Raw genomic sequence first — 21592 nt, forward strand, 5'->3', positions numbered from 1 at the left:
TCCAATTCCCCGGCAAGCTCGGGAAGTTGCTTTTAAACCGGGCCAAGGTTTAAGCAAGGGTATCAGTATTTTATGGTCTGAGCAAATCCGGAACGACGGCTCACCGCCCCAAACACCATTAAAAAAATCCAATTTTATGTTGCTCAAAAGCTGGGCTTCAAAAGTATCAGGCTGCCTGTGGCTTTTACTTCTTTTGGCCCTAAAGCAACGGCGCGGCTATTTACCTGTATCGATAAAGTTGCTAAGCGATGCAATACTTATGGATTGAGCCTGGTGATAGATTATCATTATGGCAGATTGGGCGACAATAATTATCTCACAGAAACACCGCAAACAATTGATTTGTGGCTGAAATTAACTAAAAGGTATAAAACGCAGGTGATAACAATCTGTTTTTCGAGATCTATAATAAGCCGCCCCATATTAACCCCAAAGTGTGGAAAGTTGCGGCGTATAATATTGTTACGGATATCCGTAAAATTGATAAACACGTACCATCATTGTAGGTGCGTCAAATTATAACAGCATCTATGAGCTAAGCAGGTTGGTAAGGCTGACCGATGACTATATCATCTGCACTTTTCACTTTTACGAGCCTTTCTTTTTTATTCACCAGGGCGCAAGCCGGGTGGGCGATCAGGTTGCAACCACCGGGGTATCATTTCCATACAATGCGGAAAATTTTCCTGCACTTAACCCAAAGGCAAAAACACCCCCGGCGAAAGTAATTACCCTATGTGCTCCCGCGATGGCACCGAACAATCCCTAAATGATAACTGCCACTGCGGGTATATCAAGGCTGTACGCGAGGCTTTAAAAGAGCTTGATATTCCTGGCATGCTTTGGGATTATAACAGTAGTTTTTCACTGTTTAACTGCAGGTTGGTTGTGGGAAATTTATCCTTGCGTATGAAAGACGCAATTAACGCCGTACGGTGAAATTTTAAACATTAATGTTACAATTTTATTACCTTTGCTCACTAATATACAGTTATGAGATTTTTTGAAGAAAAGCGCAGAGAAGTAATGGTGCATATCGAAAAGTTCATGTTAGAAAAGATACATGAATACCTGAAACCGATTGATACCATCTGGCAGCCGTCTGATTTTTTGCCTGATTCTTCAAGAGACTCGTTCTTTACCGAGATTAAGGAATTGCAGGAAAGCGCTGCAGGCCTTTCATATGATCTGATTGCTGTTTTAATTGGCGATACTATTACCGAAGAGGCTTTGCCTACTTACGAATCATGGCTTACCATGGTTGAAGGCGTATCTGACAATGAAGAAGGCGGCTGGATGAAATGGACCCGCCACTGGACCGGTGAGGAAAACCGCCATGGCGATTTGCTTAACAAATACTTGTACCTGTCTGGGCGTGTGGATATGCGCATGATGGAGATCTCCACCCAATACCTCATCTCTGATGGTTTTGACATTGGTACCGGTCATGATCCTTATCGTAACTTTATATATACCTCTTTCCAGGAGCTGGCAACCAATGTATCGCACCGTCGTGTAGCATCGCAGGCTAAAAAATACGGCGATCCGCTGCTTTCAAAAATGTGTGGTGTTATCGCATCCGACGAAGCCCGCCATGCTAAAGCTTACAAGTACTTTATCGAAAAAATATTTGAGGTAGATCCAAGCGAAGCCATGATAGCTTTTGAGGATATGATGCGTAAAAAGATTGTAATGCCTGCCCACTTCCTGCGCGAGGTTGGTTTAAAAGTAGGTCAAACTTTTGGTCATTTTACCGATGCTGCACAGCGTTTGGGCATTTACACCGCTATCGACTATGTTGATATCCTGAAAGAGCTGCTTACCGACTGGCATATCGAAAGCATAACAGGTTTGGACGAAGCCGGCGAAAAAGCCCGCGATTACGTGGTAAACCTTCCGGCCCGCTTACTGCGCGTAGCCGAGCGCATGAAAAACCCAATGCTGGAGTATAAGTTTACCTGGATTAACGGTTGATTTTAGCTTAAAGCGGAAAGCCGAAGGCTTAAAGCTTTGCTTTGCAATCGGGTTTAGTAAGCTTCTTTCCTATAGCTTTCTGCTTTAAGCCTTAGGCTTTCAGCTATTTTTCCCCTATCCGATAAAGCACAAGTCACCCATTACACATTTCTCCGCTCAAGACTTGCGCTAAAGGAGGATTTTTAAGCTTAAAGCTAAAGGCCGAAGGCTTAAAGCTTTCCTTGCAACCGGGTTTTAGGTTAGTGCTTCTTTTTCAGAGCTTTTTGCTTTTAGCTCTTTCCTATAGCTTTCTGCTTTAAGCCTTCGGCTTTCAGCTTATTAATGGCTTTTAGCTATCCCGTTCTATCTTATACCCCGGCTTTTTATATCCATCGGCAACATAGTTTTCGGGGATCTGGATGTGGCTTCCATCGCGCACAGCTGTAAAGTGCGGCGACATGATCTCCATGCCTGCTTCATTAAATTTATCCTGTATGTTTTGATACAATGCCGAATAGATCATGGCCATTTTGCCGGGCTGATCGGTATACGCGTTTATCTGGTAACTCACATTAAAATCATTCAAAGCGGTTTGCAGTACAAACGGTTTTGGATGGGCAAGAATCCCCTCTGTTGCTTCGGCCGCACTAATGAGCAGGTTATGGATACTTTCCCAGGGGGCATCGTAGCCAATAGTAACACTGGTATTCAGTATCAAACCCAACGTTTTTGACGATGACGTATAGTTAACCGTAGCACCGCTTAAAATGGTAGCGTTGGGCACGGTTACGTCTTCGTTTTTAATAGTGCGCACACGGGTAACCAGCAGGTTTTTTTCAATTACATCGCCCATAATTTCGCCAACTTTTATGCGGTCGCCAATTTTAAAGGGGCGCATATAGGTAAGTACAATGCCCGATACCATATTGGCAATAGCCGACGAGGAGCCTAACGAAAACAGTACGCCTATAAACACAGTAACCCCCTGGAACACTTTAGACTGCGACCCCGGCAAATATGGAAATATCACCACAAACATAAACGCGTACATCAGTACCCGGATGATATTGTAAGTTGGGATAGCCCATTCCGGATAAAAGCCCTTTAAAGCGATGGCCCCGTTTGCTATTTCGGTAGCTATAAATTTTACCAGTTTTACAATGTAGCGGGTAACCAAATAAATAACCGTTATGGTAAGCAGGTTGGGTATAAAGTGAACAATGGCCAGCAGGATACTTTTCAAGGGGTTAACCACAAAGCCGATCAACTGTGTAGCAATAGGCTGCGACGAAGGAAAGATATAAAACAATACGGGCAAAGCCAGGTAAACCAGCAGCAGGATAACGAGTAGCCGGCCAATATTTACAAGTCCGCTGATAAAAGGAAGCAGGCGTGAGGCATAAGCCACGGGCGCCCCTTTGGCTGACAGCTTTTCAACCCGGCGTTCCCAACCCAGTATAATCTTTAATTTTATCCACCTGAAGCCCTTGTTAACGATCCAGATCAGTAAAATCAGTAAAATAACAACCGCCACGGCTTCGAGCACGTTGGTGATTAATTGTTTGGGGCTGTTGCTTTCAAAAACATTGCCCAGTTTGTTTTTTAGTATGGATAAGTAGCTTGCTGCCAGCTGCGGCCGGTTCAGTTCGGAGTAAGAGGCATCGGTATTGTTAACGCCCATGATCATCTGGCCGTTGTAGGTTATTATCGATATGGACGTATCGTTTTTAAGCGTTAACGAATCCGGGTTAAAATCTAACCGGCTCATCAGGGCCTTAATGCGTTGGGTAACAATCCCGGCGCGCTCTTTAGGATCAAACAATCCCTGCGGGGCATAAAATTTAAACAGGGTATCCCGGTTAATGATCACCGGTTCGCCGTTTTTTTCAGCGAGTTTTTGTGCCTGTGTGGTAAATGCAGCAAACAGAAAAAGGATGAGCAGGCTATAAATTTTAGGCATAGGGATGTTTTTCTGTTAAAGCTAAAAAATAAATAATGAGATTATAATTTCGTGCCTGAAATTCCAAAATGATTTGCCGCTTTGAGATAGTTTTTTTATATGGATTTTTTAATTAAATGTTTTGTAGTGTTACTTATAGTCTTTGGCTTATAGTCTACATTCTGGCATCTTTACAACAATGGAAATTAAGTCGAAAGTCGGGAATCGCATAAAAGATATTCGTGAAAGAAACGGTAAATCGCAGAAAGATTTAGCATATACGGCAGACTTAGACAGAAGCTATATCGCAAGTGTTGAAAACGGTCAGCGAAATATTTCTATAGTTAATTTAGAAAAGATAGCCATAGCACTTAAGGTCAGCTTAAGTGAATTATTTCAGGGAATATGAAAATAAAAATACCCAATGCTCAAGTGCAAGAATTACTTTCCGGCAAGAAATATAATTACCTGAAATATGCCACTCAAATTATGAACCTGGCAAATCAAAATGCACAAGGTACAAGAGCGAAAGTAGTGGGACAAATGAGTGATCTCATCCAACAATTTGAAGGTACTTCACTTGCTGATTGGGAAAAATGGTATCTTGAAAGTTACCCGAAAGCTATTGATGACGCTTCTGATAAAGTATGGGAAATGGTGAAAGCGTTCCAGGAAAACATTCAAAAGATTGACAGAGATACAGTAAAACAATGGATTGAAGAGCTTGTAATCGTTAAAACATTTGCGGGGCTGAAATTTCAGCAGGCAATTTTAAAAACTGTTGCAACGAAATATAACAAAGAATATAGGCTGGCTACTCCTGAAGAAGAAAGCAAAGGAATTGATGGAGTGATTGGCGATATACCGGTTAGCATTAAGCCAACTACTTACAAAACTAAGCTTGGATTAAATGAGGTAATTGATGTACCTATCATTTTTTACGATAAAAAGAAAAGTGAAATTGTAATTGAGTTTGATTTGCCAGGACTCGATATTTAAACACATAATTCCTCAATATATGCCAATTACCTTTACGCAGCAACAAAGGCAAGCTTTGCTTAACACTTTGGGAATAGGGAAGCTCGCAGCGATTACCGCTCCTGTATTAGAACAAACATTAGGGTATACACCCACTAAAAATCAAACAAAACTTAGGAAACTAATAAAAGAATGTATCGAGCATGATGGAGATTTGATTGGATCAACAACAGGTCGGCCACCAGGTTTTTTTATAATAAGTACAACTGCTGAGATTGATGAATATCTTGACAGCCTTGAAGGGCGAATAAGAAGTGATAATACTAGGAGAAGTGCTTTGATAACTCAATGGAATGCGACCAATCCACCAACGACGAGGTTACCATTGACAATTATCTAAAATATAAGTTCATCAATTCGGTGATGAGATTAATATGCATTAAATATCATGAACGAGTTTATTTTACCAATAGAAATCGCTAAATTCAGATCAACCAACCAAACCTGGAATGACCTGATGTTAAATGACCCCTGGTCTGTTGGTTATGTAACCAGTCTGATTGTTATTGAAGAATTTGTAACTAAGGAGGATTGGGAATTATTTTACTATACAAGTGGTGAAAAAAGAAACCATCAAATCCAACATTTGAATGATGAGCAGCGGGTGTTAGTGAATGATGAACAACTTGTCTTAAAAAATGGAGCGAGTATTCGGAAATTATCCTGGGATTTAAAGAACTTAAACTTTCAGTTTGGTAGAACCGAAGAGCAATTGTATAGAAAGGGTGAGTTGTTACACGGAGTCGTAAAAAATAATGGTTATGACTTAACTATAGAAGATTGCTTTCAGTGTGTGCGCTTTCGAGTAATTTGTGAAACCTGGAATGGAGTGGTTGTAAGAGAAGTAAATACCATTGCGACATTAAAAGGTCTATTACCACAAGCAGACTTCCGAAAAGTTGAAGGTGAATTTGATCATAAATATGCAGTCGATTACGAAGTGTTTAAAAATGATCATTTAATTTACGGACTCCAGATCAAACCCGAATCTTATACACGGAATGCCCCTTATATCAATAAAGCCCGCTTTGCAAATCAACAAAAAAATCAACAATACAAAGCAAAATATGGAGTTCCCGTTTATGATATAATTGCTGGTAGCAGTGGAAATATTATTAATCAAGAAATTCTTAAAAATTTATAAGCTCCTGATTGGAAATGCTACGTCTTTTGAATGAAAGGTGTTCATTTTTAGATGTTTCTGTATAGGATGCTTCAAATCCTTCTTTAGTTTTCTTAACATCCCTCAAGTAGGATACCTTTATTCCGGTTTCCTGTGAAGTCATTACAGGTAGATTAAGGTGAGGATTAAAATGTTTAATTTCGTTTTTCTTCGCGTCATTACTGCGATTATGTAGAAAGATTTTATGTTGCTCAACGCGGTTCTGTATATATCTGTTCAATTGTGCAGGAGCAGCATTATTTACATTTTCGTCTACGATTTGTACAAAAGAAGAATCAATCTCAATGCCTATGCTATTTCTTTCGGATGTTATAGCAGCCAAAGTAGTAGTTCCTGTTCCTAAGAACGGATCTAACACGATATCGCCCTTAACGGAATACATATTAATTAACCGATAAGGTAATTCAAAAGGGTAGGCGGCACTTCTGTTTCTTGATTCCTGATTTTCGATTTTTTGTTTTGTGCCTTTCAAGTCCCAAAGATCGGAAAACCAAATATTTCTTTCCTCCCAAAAAAAGGCACTTTCACGCCTCAATGCTTTCTCTTCTTCTGTCTTAAACACTCGTTTCCCTCCTTTACGAAAGATTAAGATCCATTCATGTTCTAATGTAACATACGCGCCAGCAGGCAGCATTCCTGAGCCCATAAATTTATTAGGAGCATTAGTCTGCTTTCGCCAGATGATGTTGGGCATATTGGTGAATCCGAGTTTAACAAATGTAGATACAATACGTGAATGATTATTATATAGAGAAAAATGTTCGTTGATCGTCCTTGTGGCATCCCCAATGTTTATACAAGCAAATCCACCAGGGGCAAGTACTCTCTCCACCTGCGCCCAAATTTTGTCTAATTCCCGATGCATAAGTTCAAAACTCAAGCTACCATTTCCAACGGCTTGTGCATTCACTATAGTTGGATTTTGATTAGCCATGATCTCGTCCCACATTTCGATCATAGGATAAGGAGGTGAAGTAACTACTAAATTCACCGTATGGTCATCAATACTTTCCAACCGTTTGTCTGCGGCCCCAACTAAAATCTCATGCTTGGTTGTAGAAAAAATCATGCTGTAAAAGTACTAAAAGTTACTTAAAGTCAACAAGTGACGTGTCTAAATTTTACGGAATGTTAAGAAAAGACAGTGTTGTTTTTAGATTTGCCTATTAGCATAAGTATAGTGAATTTATTTGATCAACTTTATTACAAGCTCTGACTAATTTTATTGCCTTTCTGCGAAAACTAAATGTGTGCCCTATGGTCAAGAGCATGACTATTTAATACCAATATATCCTATCACTCATGAAGTTGATTGATGAAATATGCAAAAGGATAGCTATGTGCCAAACTTACAGTTTGGTCAACCCTCCTGTACCAGATCCGTACCCAAATTACCGGCAATTTTGCTGAACAGATCATTCAGGATCGATTCGACGGTGAGCGAGTTTACATCATCAACATAATGTTCATTCCGGGTAATCCAAAGTTCGTTACCGTTAATCGCGATGCTGAACAGTGCGCCTTCATAAACAGCAGGCAACGAAATTTCAACCGCCCCGCCTTTGCGCTCAACGGTGAAATTTAATTCGCTTTTTCGTTGCTCCTGAAACAGCGGGTTAAGTTTTTCGTGCAGTAACTGGTATAACTGGTTGATGTCGGTATTGGTATGGAGGGTGATGATTTTCATAATTTGGTATATTAGCGATGTATTAAATAGTACAAAGTTGAAGGAGGGATTGTTTGGAAAGTATTTTTCCGGATGGTTTTATAAATTCTTAAAACCAACCATGTTATTGCCAACAGGGTTGTGCGGGGGAGCGTTAGGGATTGCAGTGTAAAGCCCGCAGCGCGTATAGGGATTGTGGACCGGAAAAGCGAGGACTTGCAACGGAAAGCCCGGGCCGCAGGCAACGCACATGTTATAAAAAAGATTAAAAATACACACTTAATATCAATGACTACAATCACGTCATTATAAGCGATAGCGCGGGAACCGCGTAGCTATGCTCAGCCACCTTGCAAATTGTACATGTATGGCTGCAAGATTGCCACGCTTCGCCAATAACATATTTTAAAAACGTTACACAAAACATCACCATATATGAACTACAAATTATTAGGCCGCTCGGGCCTTAAAGTTTCTGAATTATGCCTGGGCACTATGGGCTTCGGTACCGAAGGCGGCTGGGGCGCCGAAAAAGATGCCAGCTTTGCCATTATGGATGCCTTTGCCAATGCAGGCGGCAATTTTATTGATACCGCCAATGTGTACAAACTGGGTACCAGCGAGAAGATCATTGGCGAATACCTGGGTAATCATGACCGCGATTATTTTGTGCTGGCTACCAAGTACACGCTGAAAGATAATATTACCAATCCTAATGCATCGGGCAATAACCGCAAAAACATGATGCGTAGCGTGGAAGAAAGCCTTAAACGCCTCAAAACTGATTTTATTGATGTGCTGTACCTGCACATCTGGGATAATATTACCCCGATTGATGAGGTTCTGCGCGGGTTGGACGACCTGATAAAACAGGGCAAAGTAACCTATGCCGCTATCAGTGATACGCCCGCGTGGGTGGTATCAAAAGGAAATACCCTTGCCGAGCTGATGGGCTGGAGCCAGTTTATTGCCTTGCAGGTTGAGTACAGCCTGCTGGCCCGCACCGCCGAGCGTGAACTGATCCCGATGGCGAAACATTATGGCATGACAGTTACCCCCTGGGCCCCGCTGGCTGGTGGTGCTTTAACCGGTAAATACCTGCGCGGCGAACAGGGACGTGTAAAACCGGAAAGTAACCGCCGTAACGACAGGGCTAAAACCATTACTGAAGCCGTTGTAGCCATCGCCGCTGAACTCGGGGTATCCGAAAGCCATGTTGCACTGCAATGGATGATGGACAGGGATTTTAGCTGTATACCTATAGTTGGTGCAACCAAAATTGACCAGCTAAACGATAACCTCAAAGCAATAGATACGAAATTGACCCCTGATCATTTTAAAAAACTGAATGAAGCAAGCGCGATTGAATTAGGTTTCCCCGGCGATTTTTTCAATGAGGATGCCGTGAAAATGAACAGTTTCGGTGGGTTTTATGATAGGGTTGAAAAAAGGTAGCCTTCATTTCATTTATATGTTTTTTGATGTAAATTTAGGCGGGAGCAATAAGAAAGAGCCCGCCTAAACTTTATGAAAAAATTCCTCATTCTGCTATTTATCTTATCGGTAGCTTTTACAAGATCGCATGCCCAGGAGTTGGTTCCCGATGCTCAATTCTCAACACTCATCGGCTTTTTAAATGAGGAGAACTGGCCTGAGGCAGCCAAACTATCCGAAGCTATTTTAAAGAAAATCCCCGGAAACAAGCAGGACGATGATGCACCGGCTGTTATCAGGTACATGCACATTATATCCGAGGCCGGTTTAATGTACATGGGTAAATTAACCAAAGCTGAGGCATTGAAAAATGTTTCGGGTTATATCGGCCATACTATTTTTTCCCCATCCCGATTTACTTCGCTGAAATATGGGCTTAACCGCATTGTATGTTCTGATAATAAAACGGATACACTCGCCTCATCCTGCACCAACAGGAAGGGGACAGATTTATATACTTCTGAAAGTATAGTGCCCGCCCATCCCGTTACTATAGATGAGTTTAAAAGTTATGATGGTAAATTATTCAGGATAGGCGGGGTGTTAAAATCAATATCGGTAGCCGGGAATATGATGCCGCATTTTAATATAGTAATAGATAAGGCCATATTAGAACCCGGTGATAAGCAGTAAAACCGGTATAAATTGTTTTTTGGGCGTTAAGATTTATTTTTCTTAACGATCATGCGTATTCCAAAAAACACCCCAAAGCCACATCCCACAAGGTTTAATAATAAAGCAACTCCATTGGTAAAACTGTCACTTGCAAGTGCAAGAAATAAAAAGCCCCAAATGATAGAGACGATAATTAAAATACTGCCAAATATTCTTTTCATTAAAATTGCGCTATAAACCTACCTAAAACCGCTTCAAATAATTTTTGCTAATCAGCTCGCCATACATGATCCCGCTATGCTGGTCCATAGCAAACCAGGGTGAATCATATTTTAGCACCTGGATATTTTGGGCCGGCATAAAACTCTGTGCTAACAAAAATTGCTTTTGATGATCCGCATTTTCTACAACATCGAGCACAATAAAACAATGTCCGGGCGAGCCTCCGCGGATAAATACATCGCCTGGTTTTACATCATTGGGATTGGCCACAGTTTTTAATTCTTTTTGCAGGGACAGGGTGCCCGCATAACTGAATACCAAATTCATGTAATTTAAGAATGTTTTGTATGAATAATCAGGTTTGGCTTTCAATACCCAACGATCATTTTGATAACGATATCCTTTGGCATAGTGCTCATAGTCGCATTTAAAACCGCTGGTAAAGTTAAAAGAAATTTCGTTGTATTTTTTTTGCTGATAAAGGTATTCGCCGCGTAAGCGCATCACCGCGTCAGCGCATTGTTGCAGGCCCTGGTTGCCCACGCTCATGTCAATAACCGCAGCGGTGTAAACATCGGTGCGGGCAATATCGCCTTTGTAAGTTTTGGTTGGTGTGCCCGCCGGCTTTAAAGGTAAAGCCTGCAGCCATGCCCCGAAACTGCCGGGCGAAGCTGTTATACGCTGATAGCCTTCCGGTACCGCGAATCTTTTAATCACGTTATCCGGAGGAGTAATATTAATATTCAAAAGCAAGAGCAGGCAGGTGGTCAGGATTTTCATAACGTTTTGGCTTTTTTTAGCTGTTCATAAGGGTTATAAGGTACAGGGATGCCATCTACCAGTTTAAACGCCGAAAAATGCAGGTGCGTAGGCGAACGTTTTTTATAAGCGTTATAACCCGTGCGCCCTACTTCGGCTATTTTTTTGCCCTGCGTAACGTAGTCGCCCGGTTTTACAAAAACCTGGTTATTGTGCGCATAGTAGGTGAAAATATGGGTTGCCGGATGATAGACCCATATGAACTTGCCTCCCCGCATATTGCTGTTGGGTTCCCATTGATTGGTGCAGGCAATAACCCAGCCGTCGTCAACAGCAACTACATCAACAGGTTTTTGAGTATGGTCGTCAATGCAATCCTGGTTACGGTCGTTGATGAAAATATCGTGTGCAGGATGGGCGCCATGCTTGTTGCCGTCAAGGTAACGGTATCCTTTATCAAAATAACCATTACCATGTGTACCGCCAATGGCGCTGCTTTTATAGCGTTTTAAGGGGAATACCCATTGTGTTTTTGGAATGATCCGCTCAGCACGGATCATTTCCAGGATGTTAATTCGTTTTAATAGGGTTTCAAATTGCTTTTGAGCTTCCGGTTTTTTGACACCACCCTTTAAAACCAGGTTATTAAAATCATTGAATTTGGTAAACGCTGAAGTATCGGCCTGAGCTAAAGCCCCGGTGCTTATCAACAGAAAAGAAAAAAACAGGACAAGTTTTTGCATAAGGTTTGTGGTCAGTAAGTAGTTTCAAGATTTCAAACACGTCATTGCGAGGAACGAAGCAATCCCCGATTAGCAGATCCGCTCTGTATAGTTCACGATTATTAATATCTATAATTTGTTTTTTTATAGGTATTAATGAGCTCCCTTCGCTCGGTTGTCTTCGTGTCTTATAATGACGTGATTGTAAGTTATTGATTATTAAGTATATTTTTTTGATGAATTTTATAACATGGGCGTTGCCTGCGGCCCGGGCTTTCCGTTGCAAGTCCTCGCCTTTCCTGCCCGCAATCCCACTACGCGCTCCGGGCTTTACACTGCAATCCAAACGCGGCCCACGCGCAACACCGCTAAAATATATTTTACATGTCGTTACGTTTTTTTCAGGGCTTCCCTGATGGTTACTCGCAATGACGATTCTTAATTTTATGCTTTTGATATTAACTAATAAGTCGCCAAAATATTATCCTATCCTGATATCATATTTGGCAAGCAATCCAGGCAACCCATGAAGCGAAAACTTTGCTTTTTTGATGACGTTATCATCCGGGTCGATGATGAAGTTATAAGATGTGCTCAGGTCGGCGTTTTTAAGGATGGTACGACTGAAGAAAGCGTTTTTAAGGTTACAGTTAATGAATTTACAATCGCCCAGGTCGGCCTCGGTCAAGTCGGTTTCCATCATGGAACAATCAGTGTAGGTAGCTTTCTTGTTCTTCTTTTTATAAAACACGGCATTGTCTAAAATGCAATCTTCAAAATGCGCCTCAAATAAAAAATCACTGGCCTTACCAAAATTTACGCCGCTTAATTTACAATGTTTAAAGCGGATGTTCTGCAGGCCGGTATTGCCTAATTCGGCAAGGAGCATGTTGCAGGTATCAAACAGGCAATCAACAAAAGTAATGCCCGCGAGGTGAGCATGAGCAAGGTCACAGCTGATGAATTTGCAGTTTTCGTAAGTGGTGCCGTTGAGCTGGCCGGCGGTTATTTTGGTAAAAGTTTGGTCTTCGTAGAGTAGGGATTGCATGGGGGCAAATTTATGTTTTAAATGCGTGTTGGTTGTTTGCCCCTCCTATAATTATCAAAAGTTTGGTTGAATTATCTTGACGGGGCAAGTCTGCAAGTACAAACGTAGAGGAATAGCGGTTATAAATGTGCAAAACCCCAGAGTTGCGTACCTCCGGCACGCTTAAATCTTACTTATATTATGCTACAAACCTTTGCACCTCTGGTGCAACTTATAAGTATCATAACTTAATAGCGTGACCCAGAAATACAACAGGTTTATAGAAAAAATGTATGTTTGAGTTTAGAGTTTCGGCGGCTTACCAATTAACATATTAAAAAAGCATGGGAAATACATACACCCAATTATATATTCATTTTGTATTTGCGGTAAAATATCGCGCGTCGCTAATTGACGAAACATGGGCAGAAAGATTGCGGCAATACATAACTTCTATTGTTCAGAAACAAGAACATAAAATGATCGCTATCAACAATATGCCTGATCATCTGCATTTATTTATTGGATTGAATCCTAATCAAGCTATTTCTAACTTGATAAGAATCGTCAAAAGTGATTCTTCTGAATGGATCAACAAAGAAAATTTAACACGTGGTAAATTTCAATGGCAGGAGGGCTATGGTGCTTTTAGTCATAGTCGGTCGCAGGTGAATAAAGTAGTGAATTATATTACCAATCAACAAGAGCATCATAAAAAGAAAACCTTTTTAGAGGAGTACCAGCAGATATTAAAGGATTTCAATATTGAGTTTGATGAGCGATACATTTTCAAATTGCCCGAATAGAACGCTTTATAAGTGGAGCTCCTATGGAGCTCTGAAATATACTTATCAATATTATTCTACAAACCTGCTGTCCCTATGGGACAGATCTTCCAGTTTGCTTTTAAAGCTAATGAACGGAATGAACCTAATGCTTGCAAGGTTTCCAATGATAATGTCAAATAAGCTAAAACCTTGATTAGTTGCGCCGTAGGTGCAAAAGGTTTGTAGAATAATATGAATGGGAAATGAACCTAATGCTTGCAAGGTTTCCAATGATAATGTCAAATAAGCTAAAACCTTGATTAGTTGCGCCGTAGGTGCAAAAGGTTTGTAGAATAATATGAATGGGAAATAAACCTAATGCTTGCAAGGTTTCCAATGATAATGTTAAATAAGCTAAAACCTTGATTAGTTGCGCCGTAGGTGCAAAAGGTTTGTAGAATAATATGAATGGGAAATAAACCTAATGCTTGCGAGGTTCCCAATGATAATGTTAAATAAGCTAAAATCTTGATTAGTTGCGCCGTAGGTGCAAAAGGTTTGTAGAATAATGTGAATTAATTTTAGTGTGCCGTAGGTACGCAACTCCCGCTTTTCTCATCGGTGACACAACGCATCAATTCATTTTATGTAATACTATCCCCATCACTGGCGCAGCTATTGTTTTAACTGACCTGCATCAAAATAATACGCTATGAAAAGCATTAAAGATAAAATTAGCTGTTCTGTTATTGGGATTAACGCTTAATGCTGCTGTTCCCGTATCAGCGCAATCCTAATGCTTACAACAGTTCCAATGGTAATTCCAATAAGTTATTATCCTGATTAGTTGCGCCGTAGGTGCAAAAGGTTTGTAGAACAATGTGAATTTAATTTTAGCGTGCCGTAGGTACGCAACTCCCGCTTTTCTCATCGGTGACACAGCGCATCAATTCATTTTATGTAATACTATCCCCATCACTGGCACAGCTATTGTTTTAACTAACCTGCATCAAAACTATACGCCATGAAAACATTAAAAATAAAACTGGCTATGATATTATTGGGATTAACCTTAGGCGTTACTGTTCCTGTATCGGCGCAATCATCCAAAGATACTTCATCATCAACTACTAAGGCTAATGGCGCCGGTGCCGGGAACGGGTCAAGCCAGGGAGCGCCCGGTGCGGCAACGGTATCCGGTACCGGGACAGGTACTTTGCAGGACAGTGACAAAGCCAGCGTACCCAGTGGCGATGCCGGTGTAAAGCAAAGTACCGACCAGAAAGCGGTAAATCCATCCCAAACAACAGGTTATTGGATTTTGGGCGTGTTTAGTTTTATCGGCCTTATAGCGCTCATCCTTCTGCGGAGAACCAGGAAGGCTAATCATAATTAATTAACCTCAATGACCTTAACGCCCCATGGCTCCAGTTTTAAATCGCTGTTTTTGCTGACATTGTCGCCTGATAACAACTCTTTGCCATTATTATAAGGATAAGTCAGACTGGTTTCTTTTGCCGAATAATTAAAATAATAATGAACCGTTTTGCCGCCCTGGTTTACACCTTGTTTGGTAATAACAGGCCAGGCTATCTGCTGATCGGCACCCCAGAGCCCAACCTTTTTAACGGCATCGGCCAATAATTTGTCGGTAACGGCGCTGGTGGTTAAGCTGCCTATGTATGTTGCCAGGCCCTTGCCGTAGGTGTTTTCGGTAATAGCCGCGTATTTGCCCCAAACCGGATGATCGTAATAGGCTAACACTTTAGCGGTAGTAGGGGTAATGAGCTCCATCCAGGTATTCAGCTTTTTGTCTTCAGGTTTCAGGTTCCAGTCATCGGCTTTTAATGATACATTGCTGGGTTCGGTGAACTGGCTGTAGTAAATTCCGCAGGCTTCTTCAATAATTCCCGGCTGATGGGTAGTGCGTACTTTCACATTTTCGTCGGCGAAACCGCTTTTGAAAGTATAAATGATATGACCGCCGTTTTTAACGTAAGTGTTTAAGCGCTTTAACAAACTATCCGGTGCGGCGTATAGCAGGGGAACTATCAGCAGTTTATAATCTTCAATATTTTTACTTGTCGGATCAACAAAATCACAGCCTACGTTCATATGGTACAGGCCATCGTAAAACTGGCGTAATACATCATTATAGCCGGTACGTACGCCCCAGCCAAAGCCAAAAGCTTTAAAGCCGGTAAGTGCTTCGTTACTGAACAGGATAGCTACATCGTTTTTCTTTTTCAGGTTGATGAGTTTGGCGCTTAGTCTGTCGAAATCCTTCCCTATAGTTTTGGCCTCGTCATAAACCGGGTTCGGTTCAAAATCATGGCTTAACAAACCCTTCCAGTATGTTTCGGCCGAATTATGAATGGAGTGCCATGGCCAGTAGCTCACCATGTTGGCCCCGGATGCCAAATGACTAAATGCCTGTAACCTCAACTGACCGGGATACGGTACCCATTGCGGAAAGCCTTGTGCTTCAGTTTCGATAGTAAGGTAATTTTTGCCGCCTTTCATTGATCGGGCCACATCGCCTCCAAAAGAGATCTCCACGCCGGTAAGTTTGTCCTGGCTCGGGTGGTAAATATCTATGCCTGCAATGTCTAAAGCTTTTGCTGCTGCAAAGTGATCAACATCGGGCTGAATGCCGAACGAATAGCCGTGCCATTCCAGGTCGAAGTTTTGGGTGATGAACTGATCGGGGCGTTTGTATTCGCGTACTATGGCTGCTTGCCATGTTAAGTAGTCTGTAACCAGCTGCCGCTGAAATTTGGCAAACTCCGATGAAAGACTGCCATTAATAGTATTAACCATCGACGGAAAATCGTCCCAGTTATTGATCCGGTTGCTCCAGTAGTCGAGCCCGAAAATGTGGTTAATGTTATCAAGTGTTTTATACTTAGCCTTCATGTAGTTAACAAACAGGGCCTGCACGTTTGGCCCCGCCGTACCGTACGATTTGGTTTCGTTATCTACCTGGTAGCCTATCACCGCCTTGTTATCCTTCACGTGCTCCATTATTTTACGGATAACACGCTCGGCATAAAAACGGTAATCTTTATTGGTGATATCCATATTTTGCCGCGGCCCGTATTGGTTTTGGCCCGATGGGGTGATAGCTAAGATCTCGGGATGTTTTTTTACCATCCAGGTAGGTACGGCGTAAGTGGGTGTACCTATGATAACATGGATCCCCGCTTTTTGCATGGCATTAAGAACCCTGTCGATATGGGTAAAATCAAAAACACCATCCTGTGGTTCTTCCGTGCTCCAGGTCGATTCGGCAATGCGCACCACGTTAATGCCGCAGGCTTTCATCATTTGTACGTCCTTATCCAGCCTTTCATAAGGCATGTACTCGTCATAATAAGCTACGCCGTAAAGCAGCTTATCCATTTTAGGATATTGCGCGAAAGCAGATGCAATAAAAAGTAATTGCATGACGAAGAGCAGCAGGGATTTCTTGTTCATAAAAGCGATATTTAGGATAACTGGCTTGTGCTGATGAAAGTACGAATTAATTGTGTTTTTAACACACAATAATAAAATATTTTACGATGTGAAACAGATGTAGTAGTACACAAAACTTTTATTGCTATTTAAAAACTGATATTAGCCCCCTGTTGTAATACCATTATAGCCTGTTATTTTGCTTATGAAAATAGTAACCCGCAACCTGTTGATCCTGGTATTTTGTTGTGCCATATTCAATGTAAGCGCGCAACAAAAGCGCCTCACTTATTGCAATCCGCTTAACCTTGATTATGGTTATACACCCTTCGAAACTTTTGCAAGCTGGGGCAAACACCGCGCTACTGCCGACCCGACCATGACTTTATTTAAAGGTAAGTATTACCTTTTTTCGACAAATCAGTTTGGTTATTGGTGGAGCGATGACATGCTGAACTGGAATTTTGTGTACCGCAAATTTGTTCGCCCATATAATGAAGTAAAGGGCGACGAGCTTTGCGCTCCCGCTACGTTGGTTTTGGGCGATACCCTATTGGTGATCGGCTCTACCTATAATAAAGATTTTACCCTGTGGATGAGCACCAATCCCACACATGACGATTGGAAAGCCGCCAAAGATTATTTTAAAGTAGGCGCCTGGGACCCGGGTATGTTCGCCGATGACGACGGCAGGGTTTACATTTACCATGGCTCCAGCAATACCCTGCCACTTTACGGGCAGGAGATTGACAGGCATACCTTCGAGCCCATCGGCCCAAAAAAAGAAATGGTAAAACTTAACCCCGAAGAGCATGGCTGGGAGCGTTTTGGCGAACATAATGATAATGTATTTCTGCTACCCTTTATTGAAGGTTCATGGATGAATAAGTATAAAGGCAAGTATTACCTGCAATTCGGCGCGCCGGGTACCGAACAAAGCGGCTACGGAGATGGCGTTTTTGTGGGAGATCATCCGCTGGGGCCGTTCACTTATCAAAAGCATAACCCTTTCTCATACAAGCCAGGCGGCTTTGCCAAAGGTGCAGGGCACGGTGCTACCTGGGCCGATAAGTATGGCAACTACTGGCATATCAGCACCATGGGCATCTCGGTTAAGAATAATTTTGAGCGCCGTATTGGTTTCTGGCCGGCCGGTTTTGATAAGGATGGAGTGCTGTACAGTAATACCGCTTATGGCGATTATCCGCACTATTTATCCAGCGGCCCCGAAGACCACCTGAAAAGTAATTTTACCGGCTGGATGATCCTTAATTATAATAAACCTGTCGAAGTTTCATCAACCCTCGGTGCTTATGCAGCCAACAACGCGGTTGATGAGGATATTAAAACTTACTGGAGCGCCAAAACAGCCAATAAAGGCGAATGGCTAAAAACTGATCTCGGCGGGGTCAGCACCGTAAATGCCATCCAGATAAACTATGCCGATCAGGATGCAGAATTCCTCGGTAAATCACTTGGCGTTTATCACCAGTATATTATCTATTCATCGCTCAACGGTAAAACCTGGCAACTCCTTATCGACAAAAGCAAAAACCGTAAAGATGTGCCGCACGATTATATCGAGCTGAAAAACCCGGTCAAAGCGCGTTACATAAAAATGGTTAACCTGCACATGCCTACAGGCAAATTTGCAATATCTGGCTTAAGGGTGTTTGGTAGAGGTGCAGGTGCAAAACCCGATACTGTTCAAAACCTGATTATACTGCGTGGCGACAGCGAACGCCGCAACGCCTGGCTTAAATGGAAACCAAACGATAATGCCACCGGCTACACCGTGTACTTCGGCATAGCGCCCGATAAGTTGTACAACAGCATGATGGTTTACGGCAAAAACGAATACTATTTTAATGGGATGGATAAAAGCCTGCCATACTATTTTCAAATAGAGGCGTTTAATGAAAACGGAATTTCGGCAAGGACGAAGGTTGTGAAGGTGGAATAGTAAAAATCAGTATTGATTGGTTAAATTGTTTCACGCAAAGTCGCTAAGGCGCAATTGAAAACACAATTAACCTTAGTGTCTTTGGGATCCACCACGGAAGCCCCGGAAAAAATAGTGATAGTGTGTATAATATATTTTAGGGATGTTGTGTGTGGGGTGCGTTAGGGATTGCAGTGTAAAGCCCACAGCGTGTATAGGGATTGCGGGCAGGAAAAGCGAGGACTTGTAACGGAAAGCCCGGGCCGCAGGCAACGCCCATATTTATAAAACAAATCGAAAATATGCCTAATAACCAATGATTTACAATCACGTCATCAGAAAGATATAATCTTTGATTTTGGTTGAAATTTGAGTTATATTTAATAATGAAGTCGATACAAAGACAAAAAATTAAACGCGATAAATTTTCAAGGGAGGATATCTTGAGATCGATGATTGCCTCTTTTAAAATAGAAGGTATTCAAATTCCATATGAAAAAGCCCTGGCTATCTTAAAAAAGATAGATCCATGTTTAAAAAAGTAAGAATTAAATCAACGCATGCTAAAAACCATCATCCCCCTCCTCATAACCCTGACGCTAAACATCACTGCCAAAGCCCAGCAGGCCGACAGCACCCTGAAAAAATCTCCCATAAAAACATTAAGCGATAAACAGTTTACCCAGCTAATTACAGGTGAGTACCTGTTTGATGATATTGAACAGGTTGCAAGGCTAAACCATTACCCCATGCCCGATGGCGCGCTGAAGTTTAAAAAAGAACTAAGCTTGAGCCCTGTGCAGGTTACCAAAATCACCGCCATTGCTGCCGAACTGCACCGCAAAAGGGTGGAGATGGGCAATTTTATAGTTACCAACGAGACTACGCTTGATAAACTGATGAGAAAGGGAACGGATAATGGCAGCATTATTTTTTACGCCAACCGCTCGGGTTTGTATTACGGAGAGCTCAGGAACGCTATTTTGCAGGCCTGTTTAAGCACCGGCAGCGCATTGGCCCCGCAGCAAATCACGAAGTTGGAAACACTCACTGCTCATAATTGAAAATATCCCGTTTGATTTGCTTAATTTAGCGCCTCCAAATAAAGTGTATGAAGATTACGTTTGATTTTGAAAAACCATTGGCTGAATTACAGCAGCAAATTGAAAAGGTAAAGCAGGTTGAAGACAAGAATAAACTTGATATGTCTGCAACTATAGCCGAACTGGAAGGAAAGCTGGAAGAAGCCAAAAAAGATATATATAACAACCTTACAGGCTGGCAAAAAGTACAAATTTCGCGTCACCCGGAAAGGCCTTATACCTTGCAGTACATCGAGCTGATGTGCGATGATTTCATCGAGCTGCATGGCGACCGTACTGTTGGCGATGACAAAGCTATTATTGGTGGTTTTGGTACGCTGAATGGTCAAACGGTAATGTTTATCGGCCACCAGAAAGGCCGTAACACCAAGGAGCGCCAGTACCGTAACTTCGGTATGGCTAATCCTGAGGGCTATCGTAAAGCCTTGAGGCTGATGAAAATGGCCGAAAAATTCAATAAGCCAATTGTTACTTTGATTGATACTCCCGGAGCTTATCCGGGTTTAGAGGCCGAAGAGCGCGGACAAGGTGAAGCCATTGCCCGTAATCTGCTCGAGATGGCAGTGCTGAAAGTGCCGGTGATCTGCGTTATTATTGGCGAAGGCGCATCGGGCGGTGCGTTGGGTATTGGTATTGGCGACAGGGTACTGATGCTGGATAACTCATGGTATTCAGTGATCTCTCCCGAAAACTGCTCAACCATTCTTTGGAAAACCTGGGAAAATAAAGAGCGTGCCGCTGAAGTACTTAAATTAACCTCGACAGAAATGTTTAAGAACAGGCTGATTGACGGGGTGATCAAAGAGCCACTTGGTGGTGCCCATCAAGACCCGGTTGCTATGGCCGGTATCCTAAAAAAACAATTATTAAAAGACCTGAAAACCCTTAAAGAGCGCAATATCGATGAGCTTGTAACAGAGCGTATTGATAAATTCTGCTCGATGGGTGTGGTTAATGAATAGAAAGTATCGCGATGCAATCGCTGAACCATATTAAGCGCTCGTTGCAAACGAGCGCAAGAACTAAATAAAAAGACCCTTGCGCTCGTTTATAACGAGTGCTTAACGTGGGTTTACGTTTGTAACGTAAATCCATGTTAAGCTTTCACGGAGATAAAGCCCCTTTCCAATAAAGTTATTTCTAACAAACCCGGCTCTCCGGCATAATTAATCGCCGAGCTATATATGTAATGTTCAGGATAGCTTACTATTTCAGCCCGTACAGGGTTATCATGAATATAATCCAATTTTTGAAAAAGTATGTCTTCCCGGTCACACTCGATGGAATGATAGCCATCCTGCCAAACTTTATAATTTTGTATCCGATCATCAAACCTGGCATTATACTTAAAACGATACAACATCCAATCCCTGCGGCTTTCGTTTTCTGCTTCTATCAGTTTGATAATTTGTTTGTTGGTGTGTTTTTTAAAATCGCGCACAATATCGGGTAGTCTTACTGGGCTTCTTGCGGATACCAGCAAATGGAGGTGGTTTGTCATCAGGCAAAAAGCATATATCTCCAAACCTTTGTTTTTTTGACAGTAAATAAGGGAATCAATAATTAGTTGTTTGTAAGATGGCCTGATAAATACATCAACCCAATCGACTATAGTAAAAGTAATGAAATGTATTTCTTCATGGTTTCTAACTCTGTATTGATGCGACATCCTGGATATAGGTTTAGGCTAAATTAATAATCGTGCG

At 41.8% G+C, this 21592-nt stretch carries 21 protein-coding genes; 12 read left to right on the forward strand and 9 right to left on the reverse strand.

The features are described 5' to 3' along the window. The first annotated feature begins 993 nt into the window (after nucleotides 1-993). The gene (locus MusilaSJ_RS19770) at nucleotides 994-1974 is read left to right on the forward strand and encodes an acyl-ACP desaturase (protein ID WP_274986568.1); all 981 of its coding nucleotides are present in this window, start codon (nucleotides 994-996) and stop codon (nucleotides 1972-1974) included. Nucleotides 1975-2302: 328 nt separating this feature from the next. Here the strand turns inward: MusilaSJ_RS19770 and MusilaSJ_RS19775 are convergent, their stop codons facing one another. Further along, a complete protein-coding gene (locus MusilaSJ_RS19775; RefSeq protein WP_274986569.1) occupies nucleotides 2303-3913 on the reverse strand; it encodes a mechanosensitive ion channel family protein in 1611 nt (536 codons plus the stop codon). 178 nt (nucleotides 3914-4091) lie between these two features. On the opposite strand from MusilaSJ_RS19775, the gene MusilaSJ_RS19780 reads away from it, so the two are divergent. Genes MusilaSJ_RS19780 through MusilaSJ_RS19795 form a run of 4 tightly spaced genes read left to right on the forward strand, consistent with a single transcriptional unit; the run spans nucleotide 4092 to nucleotide 6074 of the window. Further along, nucleotides 4092-4301, forward strand: a complete 210-nt coding sequence (locus MusilaSJ_RS19780) for a helix-turn-helix domain-containing protein (protein ID WP_274986570.1) — start codon at nucleotides 4092-4094, stop codon at nucleotides 4299-4301. Continuing rightward, the gene (locus MusilaSJ_RS19785; protein WP_274986571.1) at nucleotides 4298-4891 is read left to right on the forward strand and encodes an MjaI family restriction endonuclease; all 594 of its coding nucleotides are present in this window, start codon (nucleotides 4298-4300) and stop codon (nucleotides 4889-4891) included. Before MusilaSJ_RS19780 ends, MusilaSJ_RS19785 begins: the two co-directional genes overlap by 4 nt. A 19-nt stretch (nucleotides 4892-4910) precedes the next feature. Then, nucleotides 4911-5270, forward strand: a complete 360-nt coding sequence (locus tag MusilaSJ_RS19790) for a hypothetical protein (RefSeq protein WP_274986572.1) — start codon at nucleotides 4911-4913, stop codon at nucleotides 5268-5270. A 48-nt stretch (nucleotides 5271-5318) separates the two neighbouring features. Next, nucleotides 5319-6074 (forward strand): MjaI family restriction endonuclease, encoded by a 756-nt coding sequence (locus MusilaSJ_RS19795; protein WP_274986573.1) that lies wholly within the window; start codon nucleotides 5319-5321, stop codon nucleotides 6072-6074. Here MusilaSJ_RS19795 and MusilaSJ_RS19800 read toward each other — a convergent pair. Together MusilaSJ_RS19800 and MusilaSJ_RS19805 are read right to left on the reverse strand one after the other, a co-directional pair. Beyond that, the gene (locus MusilaSJ_RS19800; protein ID WP_274986574.1) at nucleotides 6061-7182 is read right to left on the reverse strand and encodes a DNA-methyltransferase; all 1122 of its coding nucleotides are present in this window, start codon (nucleotides 7180-7182) and stop codon (nucleotides 6061-6063) included. The genes MusilaSJ_RS19795 and MusilaSJ_RS19800 overlap by 14 nt on opposite strands. Before the next feature lie 291 nt (nucleotides 7183-7473). Beyond that, entirely contained in the window at nucleotides 7474-7800 is a 327-nt protein-coding gene (locus MusilaSJ_RS19805; RefSeq protein WP_188834777.1) for a hypothetical protein, read from the reverse strand. Nucleotides 7801-8214: 414 nt separating this feature from the next. On the opposite strand from MusilaSJ_RS19805, the gene MusilaSJ_RS19810 reads away from it, so the two are divergent. Together MusilaSJ_RS19810 and MusilaSJ_RS19815 are read left to right on the forward strand one after the other, a co-directional pair. Then, a complete protein-coding gene (locus MusilaSJ_RS19810) occupies nucleotides 8215-9234 on the forward strand; it encodes an aldo/keto reductase (RefSeq protein ID WP_274986575.1) in 1020 nt (339 codons plus the stop codon). Between the two features lie 72 nt (nucleotides 9235-9306). Continuing rightward, nucleotides 9307-9906: a hypothetical protein gene (locus tag MusilaSJ_RS19815; RefSeq protein WP_274986576.1), complete on the forward strand. Its 600-nt coding sequence runs from the start codon at nucleotides 9307-9309 to the stop codon at nucleotides 9904-9906. A gap of 26 nt (nucleotides 9907-9932) precedes the next feature. Here MusilaSJ_RS19815 and MusilaSJ_RS19820 read toward each other — a convergent pair whose 3' ends face one another. The 4 genes from MusilaSJ_RS19820 to MusilaSJ_RS19835 all read right to left on the reverse strand — a co-directional run bounded on the left by MusilaSJ_RS19820 (nucleotide 9933) and on the right by MusilaSJ_RS19835 (nucleotide 12639). Continuing rightward, the gene (locus MusilaSJ_RS19820; RefSeq protein ID WP_274986577.1) at nucleotides 9933-10109 is read right to left on the reverse strand and encodes a hypothetical protein; all 177 of its coding nucleotides are present in this window, start codon (nucleotides 10107-10109) and stop codon (nucleotides 9933-9935) included. Nucleotides 10110-10131: 22 nt separating this feature from the next. Next, nucleotides 10132-10890, reverse strand: coding sequence for a DUF4846 domain-containing protein (locus MusilaSJ_RS19825; RefSeq protein WP_274986578.1), 759 nt, complete (start codon nucleotides 10888-10890; stop codon nucleotides 10132-10134). Further along, nucleotides 10887-11612, reverse strand: a complete 726-nt coding sequence (locus MusilaSJ_RS19830) for a M23 family metallopeptidase (RefSeq protein WP_274986579.1) — start codon at nucleotides 11610-11612, stop codon at nucleotides 10887-10889. Before MusilaSJ_RS19830 ends, MusilaSJ_RS19825 begins: the two co-directional genes overlap by 4 nt. A gap of 460 nt (nucleotides 11613-12072) precedes the next feature. Beyond that, nucleotides 12073-12639, reverse strand: coding sequence for a pentapeptide repeat-containing protein (locus MusilaSJ_RS19835; RefSeq protein WP_274986580.1), 567 nt, complete (start codon nucleotides 12637-12639; stop codon nucleotides 12073-12075). A 323-nt stretch (nucleotides 12640-12962) separates the two neighbouring features. Between MusilaSJ_RS19835 and tnpA the strand changes: the two genes are divergently transcribed. Then, nucleotides 12963-13424: an IS200/IS605 family transposase gene (gene tnpA / locus MusilaSJ_RS19840; protein ID WP_274986581.1), complete on the forward strand. Its 462-nt coding sequence runs from the start codon at nucleotides 12963-12965 to the stop codon at nucleotides 13422-13424. 985 nt (nucleotides 13425-14409) lie between these two features. Continuing rightward, entirely contained in the window at nucleotides 14410-14781 is a 372-nt protein-coding gene (locus MusilaSJ_RS19845) for a hypothetical protein (protein ID WP_274986582.1), read from the forward strand. Here the strand turns inward: MusilaSJ_RS19845 and MusilaSJ_RS19850 are convergent. Beyond that, entirely contained in the window at nucleotides 14778-16862 is a 2085-nt protein-coding gene (locus MusilaSJ_RS19850; protein ID WP_274986583.1) for a beta-galactosidase, read from the reverse strand. The genes MusilaSJ_RS19845 and MusilaSJ_RS19850 overlap by 4 nt on opposite strands. Nucleotides 16863-17046: 184 nt before the next feature. Between MusilaSJ_RS19850 and MusilaSJ_RS19855 the strand changes: the two genes are divergently transcribed. The 3 genes from MusilaSJ_RS19855 (at nucleotide 17047) to MusilaSJ_RS19865 (ending at nucleotide 20848) form a co-directional block, all read left to right on the forward strand. After that, complete coding sequence (locus MusilaSJ_RS19855; protein WP_274986584.1) at nucleotides 17047-18804, forward strand: family 43 glycosylhydrolase; 1758 nt, start codon at nucleotides 17047-17049, stop codon at nucleotides 18802-18804. 539 nt (nucleotides 18805-19343) lie between these two features. Next, the gene (locus MusilaSJ_RS19860) at nucleotides 19344-19847 is read left to right on the forward strand and encodes a hypothetical protein (RefSeq protein ID WP_274986585.1); all 504 of its coding nucleotides are present in this window, start codon (nucleotides 19344-19346) and stop codon (nucleotides 19845-19847) included. Nucleotides 19848-19894: 47 nt separating this feature from the next. Next, nucleotides 19895-20848, forward strand: coding sequence for an acetyl-CoA carboxylase carboxyltransferase subunit alpha (locus MusilaSJ_RS19865; protein WP_274986586.1), 954 nt, complete (start codon nucleotides 19895-19897; stop codon nucleotides 20846-20848). 134 nt (nucleotides 20849-20982) lie between these two features. Here the strand turns inward: MusilaSJ_RS19865 and MusilaSJ_RS19870 are convergent, their stop codons facing one another. Next, on the reverse strand, nucleotides 20983-21555 hold the full coding sequence (locus MusilaSJ_RS19870) for an REP-associated tyrosine transposase (protein WP_274986587.1): 573 nt from the start codon (nucleotides 21553-21555) through the stop codon (nucleotides 20983-20985). Nucleotides 21556-21592: the final 37 nt, after the last annotated feature.

The sequence above is a fragment of the Mucilaginibacter sp. SJ genome (genome assembly GCF_028993635.1).
Lineage (GTDB): Bacteria > Bacteroidota > Bacteroidia > Sphingobacteriales > Sphingobacteriaceae > Mucilaginibacter.